Origin of the sequence: Aestuariivirga sp., assembly GCF_041738905.1 — a bacterium.
GTDB lineage: Bacteria > Pseudomonadota > Alphaproteobacteria > Rhizobiales > Aestuariivirgaceae > Aestuariivirga.
Window position 1 is genome coordinate 1 of record NZ_JBGSOZ010000174.1, and the last position, 5757, is coordinate 5757.

The following is a 5757-nucleotide window of genomic DNA, read 5'->3' on the forward strand; positions in this document are numbered from 1 at the left end:
CCAGCCCCACGCAGCGGTGCAGCACATCGGTGAGGCCGTCGCGGTCCTCGGCGATGGCCAGCCGCCGCTTCGTCATCGAGGCTTCGAAGCGGTCCAGATGGTCGCCCAGCCGGAAGAACGCCCCATCCCACACATGCACCACGTCATAGACCACGTCGGAGCGCGTGAAGCCCCAGTCGGTGACGGGGATGGTGGCCTCGGCAATGGGAACGTATTTGCCGCGCCCACAGGCGGCGCCGTTGAGGTAGGGAGTGTCTGTCATGGCGATGCAGGATGCACCGAACGGGGCAGGGTGCCAAGGGCGGCGCCCGGCCCCGGAGGATCAGAACTTGTTGGGATTGCCGGGCAGGATGGTGCCGGTGCCCTGGGCCTTGCCGTCCTTCACCCACTTCACCTGATCGCCGGCGATCTCCACGCCCCAGCAATCCTTCGGCGTGCCGTCATAGACCCAGCACATGGTGTCGCCCTCGACCGACCATTTGGCCTTGTAATCCTTGCCATGCACCACGCCATCGGCGCCGTAATGCTCGGCATAGGGGCCGGATGAATCCATGTTGCCCTGCACCGTGTTGCCGGAAATGGCCGCCGTGATCGCATCGCCCTTGGCCATTTCGGCCGCCGCCGGCATCGCCATGACCACCAGCGCGGCACCCGCCGCAAGCATCATCTTCCGCATGTTCGTGAACCCCTGAGGTGTTGTGATTGTAAAGACTGTGTGAGGGGTTACGCAGGTGCAGCGATGCCGGATTGCATGGCCGGGCTGCGGCTGGGATGGTTTCCCTCCCGCCTGTGGCGGGAAAAGGTGGCGTGAAACGCCGGATGGGGGTGGCACGGAGCGGGCACCTTTGGCAGCATCACCCGAAACTTCAAAAGTAAGCGGGGGCCCAGCCTTTGATGCGGTGACGGAATAGAGAGAACGCTGCTTCCTCTAACCGTCATTCCCGCGAAAGCGGGAACCCAGCTTCCTTGCCCAATCAACAGCCTTAAGATACTGGTTGCATCGGCGGAACGAACAGTGACCCCTAGACGAGTTCCGCGATATCTATCACATAACTTGGGTCCCGGTCCGTCGACCATCCCTTTGGAGCGGTGAATGTTACGCGCAGTGGCTTCTCTGTTGCCAAAGCCTTCACGACATTCAAAGCCATATCGGGACCATTGGCATCACCAAGACGAACGTAGAATACAGCGTTGATGATACGGTTTTCAGTCGGTGACTGGAAGCCGAACACCAAATATCTCTGCATGTCACTCGGCAAAATGATTGGTGCCGTGACATTCACAACTAGCCCTTCCAACTTGTAAGTCTCGCGCGGTGGCGTGTTGCCATTCATCAGGTTATCCCTCCTCCAACACAAAGATAATTAGCCATAAATCTAGGGTTGTAAAGATGCGATTTTAGGACATGCCGCATCAACGAGATCGTGCTGGGCCAGCGCGCCGTCACGACCGACACCGCGCTTCGCCTCGCCCGCTACTATGGCCTGTCGGACCGCTTCTTCCTCGGCCTCCAGATGGACTACGACCTGATGGAACAGCGCCGCGCGCTGGGCAAGACGCTGGATGCCATTAAGCCAAGGGCGGCCTGAGCCATCGTCCGCCCCCCCCTGTAGCGGGAGAAGGTGACGCGAAGCGCCGGATGAGGGTGGCGCTGACATTCAAACTTGCATAGTAAAGCTGCCATCTAGAAGTCTGGAAATTCTAGCAGGCAGCTCTGCAAGAGAGCCGACGATTCGATCGTGGTGAGGAGCCCTATTTGCCATCAAAAGATTAGAAAATGTTCTATCGCCCCGCCACAGATCACACACAGGAAGATAAGTGGCATGGATTAAGTCACCTAAATCGGAGTTCTGAAAACTTCTTCCTCTTAGCAACCCCAACAAATAGATTTTAGCATACGGCCTGATTTCTGTAGGTAATGAAATAAGGCATTGTTCAAGTCTCTGGTCATCCATAATGCTGCTAACCTCGGGTACAGGTGGAACGTCATAGTTCTTTAGCATTGAAGGGATTCCCGTCTCTCGTTCGAGAGTACGCACTCTCTGGATCGCAGATTTTAACTCTTTCCGGGTCACCCTCATTTTGGCTGCCTCTCTTTCAAGCTCTGCAAGCCTATCTCTGGCTAGATCCAGTTGAGCTTTCATGGTCGCGGCAGGTTTCTGCAGAATTGTCGTCAGTGGATTTGGCCTATTGTACCACTCGAACCAGAACTCAAAAAAGCTAACTGGATCAGTAATAATCTTCTTCAATTCTCGGTCTGCGACTTCTGAGCCAATTTCTCCGAGTAAGTAACGGCGGAGGTACTGTCCTTCAATGAAAGTATCTGGGACTGGAAGACCATTTAAGTCACCTTTCTTCATAAACAAATGTTCAGGGTTTTCCTTAATCACTCGTCTAAACTGCGATGAATTCCCTAGTCTGCGTCGCACCGCTCTGGGCAGTGGTGCTTCCCGCACTATGCGCTCCCTTATCTGAGCTACTAGAATTTTGACGCTGAATTCCTTGTCTACTTCTTTAGGAGCCCAACCACCTACGATGACTGATCGATCCCCCTCGAGAAGATCAGAAAGAAAGGGTACGCCGTATGACCTAGAAAGTTTAGACAGACACTTCGCTCGAAGTCTGCGGTCCGAAAGATACTCCGGGCTGTAGTCCTGAAGTAGCTCAAAAAGGGTAAGGTACGATATTGGAATGCAAATCTTTCGTTCCTCGACCAAACCAATCAGAAAGTCGTAAATTCTCCGGATACTCTCCTCGGCATCTGTGCGATAAAGTCTAGCGTAGTCCGAGGTGTCAAGATAAACTATTATCATGTCAGTCGATTGCTCTCCCACCGTCTGTCAAACATTAGAATCTAGATTACCCTATCATTTTTGAACTAGTGATCTTCAACTGAGGAACTCTTTCGCCGCGCAGGCTGTTGACGGCTCATCCGATCAGCCGGGTATACTCGTCGTGGGTGCTTATCCAGAACCAGTTGAGGTTATCGGGTTATTCTATGCTATTCGCGCGCCATCTTTTCCCGCCAAGTGGGAGGAGATGTTGGGTCAGCGCTTCGGTCCCCTGAACGCCCGCGTCCCCGGCTTGCCCGCCTTTGATCCCGCCTTGCGCTCGCCCTTCGGCTTCGGCCAGCTTGCGCTGGCATCCTCGATGGCTGACCCCTCATCCGCCCTACGAGAATCCTATCTTGCAAGAGATAGTGGAAAACCGTCTACCGCTTCGGTCCCCGGTACGCCCGCGTTCCCGGCTTGCCTGCCTTTGAGCCGGCCTTGCGCTCACCCTTGGGCTTCGGCCAGCTTGCGCTTGCGTCCTCGATGGCGGATTGGCTGGCGGTGGGGTTGTCCATCACGGCCAGTTCCACGGCCTTCAGACGCTTGACCTCGTCGCGGAGGCGTGCGGCTTCCTCGAATTCCAGGTTGGCGGCCGCTTCGCGCATCTTCTTTTCCATGTCGGCCAGCACGCGCTGAAGGTTGTGGCCCACCAGCGGCACGTCCTCCATCAGCCCCGCGTCGGCGCGCACGTGGTCGCGCTCGTAGACGCTCTTGAGGATGTCGCCGATGTTGCGCTTGATCGACTGCGGGGTGATGCCGTTGGCCGTGTTGTAGGCGACTTGCTTCTCGCGGCGGCGGTCGGTCTCGGCCATGGCGCGTTCCATCGAGCCGGTGATCCGGTCGGCATAGAGGATCACCTTGCCGTCGACGTTGCGGGCGGCGCGGCCGATGGTCTGCACCAGCGAGGTCTCGGAGCGCAGGAAGCCTTCCTTGTCGGCATCGAGGATGGCGACGAGGGCGCATTCCGGAATGTCGAGGCCCTCGCGCAGCAGGTTGATGCCGATCAGCACGTCGAAGGCGCCGAGCCGCAAGTCGCGGATGATCTCGATGCGCTCCAGCGTGTCGATGTCGGAGTGCATGTAGCGGACGCGGATGCCCTGCTCGTGCATGTATTCGGTGAGGTCTTCCGCCATGCGCTTGGTCAGCGTCGTCACCAGCGTGCGGTATCCGGCCAGCGCCACCTTCTTGCACTCGTCCACGAGGTCATCGACCTGCGTCTTCACCGGGCGGATCTCGACGGGCGGGTCGATGAGGCCGGTCGGGCGGATGACCTGCTCGGCGAAGACGCCGCCGGTCTGCTCCATCTCCCACTTGCCGGGCGTGGCCGAGACGCAGACGGTCTGCGGGCGCATCGCGTCCCACTCCTCGAAGCGCAAGGGGCGGTTGTCGATGGCGGAGGGCAGGCGGAAGCCATATTCCGCAAGCGTGGCCTTGCGGTTGAAGTCGCCCCGGAACATGCCGCCGATCTGCGGGATGGTGACGTGGGATTCGTCGATGAAGACCAGCGCGTTATCCGGCAGGTATTCGAAGAGGGTGGGCGGCGGCTCACCCGGCTTGCGGCCGGTGAGGTAGCGCGAATAGTTCTCGATGCCGGCGCAGGAGCCGGTGGCCATCATCATCTCGATGTCGAACATGGTGCGCTGTTCCAGGCGCTGCGCCTCCAGCAGCCGGCCCGCCGCGTTGAACTCCCCGAGGCGCAGGCGCAGGTCATGCTTGATGCGCTGCACGGCCTGTTCCAGCGTGGGCTTGGGCGTCACGTAATGCGAGTTGGAGTAGATCTTGATCTGCTCAAGCTCGGCGGCCTTCTGGCCGGTGAGGGGGTCGAACTCGGCGATCGATTCGATTTCGTCGCCGAAGAGCGAGATGCGCCAGGCGCGGTCCTCGAAATGCGACGGGAACAGCTCGATCGTATCGCCCCTCACGCGGAAGGTGCCGCGTACGAAGTTCTGGTCGTTGCGCTTGTAGTGGAGTGCAACGAGATCGGCCAAGAGCTGGCGTTGCGGCGTGCGCTGGCCCTTCTTGAGCTGGAAGGCCATGGCGGAATAGGTCTCGACGTCTCCGATGCCATAGATGCAGGAGACGGAGGCGACGACCACCACGTCGTCACGCTCCAGCAGCGAGCGCGTGGCCGAGTGGCGCATGCGGTCGATCTGCTCGTTGATGGCGGATTCCTTCTCGATATAGGTATCCGAGCGCGGCACATAGGCTTCCGGCGTGTAGTAGTCGTAGTAGGAGACGAAATACTCGACTGCGTTCTCGGGAAAGAAGCTCTGGAACTCGCCATAGAGCTGCGCGGCGAGCGTCTTGTTCGGCGCGAGGATCAGGGCAGGGCGCTGCGTGGCCTCAATGATCTTTGCCATGGTGAAGGTCTTGCCGGAGCCGGTGACGCCCAGCAGAACCTGGTCGCGTTCGTGGGCCTGAACGCCCCGTACGAGTTCCTTTATGGCGGTGGGCTGGTCGCCCTTGGGCTCGAATTCGGAGACGGTCTTGAGCTCCCGTCCGCCATCCGACTTTGCCTGTTTCGCGGGCTTGACCGGCGTGAAGCTGGCGAGCGGCACGAATTCCGGCCGCAGGGGGCCGAGGCTCCCAGTGAAGGGAACCGATGATTCGAGATCGTGCGGCTGCGGAGCTTCCGCGAAGCCGCCTTCCTGACGTGAGTGACCCATGATCGGATCAATATAGGGGTGCAAGGCCAGAAGACCAAGCGCGCCTGCTGACAGCTGCTGTCAGGATGGCTCGGGTGGTTAGGTTTCGCTTGCGGCGATCGGCTTGCCGCGCGGCACCGAGGCCCAGTGCGAGGCCAGTGCCAGAGCACTCGCCACGGCCATGAACCAGAACACCGCCGTGGGCCAGCCATCCTGCAGGCTTCCCACCAGTTGCGAGGCGGCGGCGCCACAGGCCATCTGGGCGAAGCCCGACCAGCCGG

General features: G+C 59.4%; 5 protein-coding genes and 2 pseudogenes. 1 reads left to right on the top strand and 6 read right to left on the bottom strand.

The annotated features are described in order from the left end of the window. The 3 genes and pseudogenes from ACEW8Q_RS16520 to ACEW8Q_RS16530 all read right to left on the bottom strand — a co-directional run. A pseudogene (locus tag ACEW8Q_RS16520) lies at positions 1-262 on the bottom strand (branched-chain amino acid--2-keto-4-methylthiobutyrate aminotransferase); the annotation flags it as partial. A gap of 60 nt (positions 263-322) precedes the next feature. Beyond that, positions 323-676 carry a hypothetical protein gene (locus ACEW8Q_RS16525; RefSeq protein WP_373505155.1) on the bottom strand — a complete coding sequence of 118 codons (354 nt, stop codon included), beginning with the start codon at positions 674-676 and terminating at the stop codon, positions 323-325. A gap of 346 nt (positions 677-1022) precedes the next feature. Further along, positions 1023-1334, bottom strand: coding sequence for a hypothetical protein (locus tag ACEW8Q_RS16530; protein WP_373505156.1), 312 nt, complete (start codon positions 1332-1334; stop codon positions 1023-1025). Positions 1335-1409: 75 nt separating this feature from the next. On the opposite strand from ACEW8Q_RS16530, the pseudogene ACEW8Q_RS16535 reads away from it, so the two are divergent. Next, positions 1410-1589, top strand: a pseudogene (locus ACEW8Q_RS16535) (HigA family addiction module antitoxin); the annotation flags it as partial. Between the two features lie 69 nt (positions 1590-1658). Here ACEW8Q_RS16535 and ACEW8Q_RS16540 read toward each other — a convergent pair. The 3 genes from ACEW8Q_RS16540 to ACEW8Q_RS16550 form a co-directional block, all read right to left on the bottom strand. After that, a complete protein-coding gene (locus tag ACEW8Q_RS16540; RefSeq protein ID WP_373505157.1) occupies positions 1659-2813 on the bottom strand; it encodes a hypothetical protein in 1155 nt (384 codons plus the stop codon). 398 nt (positions 2814-3211) lie between these two features. Beyond that, positions 3212-5497, bottom strand: a complete 2286-nt coding sequence (gene uvrB, locus ACEW8Q_RS16545; RefSeq protein ID WP_373505158.1) for an excinuclease ABC subunit UvrB — start codon at positions 5495-5497, stop codon at positions 3212-3214. 78 nt (positions 5498-5575) lie between these two features. After that, positions 5576-5757: hypothetical protein (locus ACEW8Q_RS16550; RefSeq protein ID WP_373505159.1), on the bottom strand; the 182-nt coding region annotated here is incomplete at its 5' end.

Coding starts and splice junctions, on each gene's coding strand:
- uvrB (WP_373505158.1), bottom strand. CDS start 5,497: ATGGGTCACTCACGTCAGGAAGGCGGCTTCGCGGAAGCTCCGCAGCCG.
- ACEW8Q_RS16525 (WP_373505155.1), bottom strand. CDS start 676: ATGCGGAAGATGATGCTTGCGGCGGGTGCCGCGCTGGTGGTCATGGCG.
- ACEW8Q_RS16540 (WP_373505157.1), bottom strand. CDS start 2,813: ATGATAATAGTTTATCTTGACACCTCGGACTACGCTAGACTTTATCGC.
- ACEW8Q_RS16530 (WP_373505156.1), bottom strand. CDS start 1,334: ATGAATGGCAACACGCCACCGCGCGAGACTTACAAGTTGGAAGGGCTA.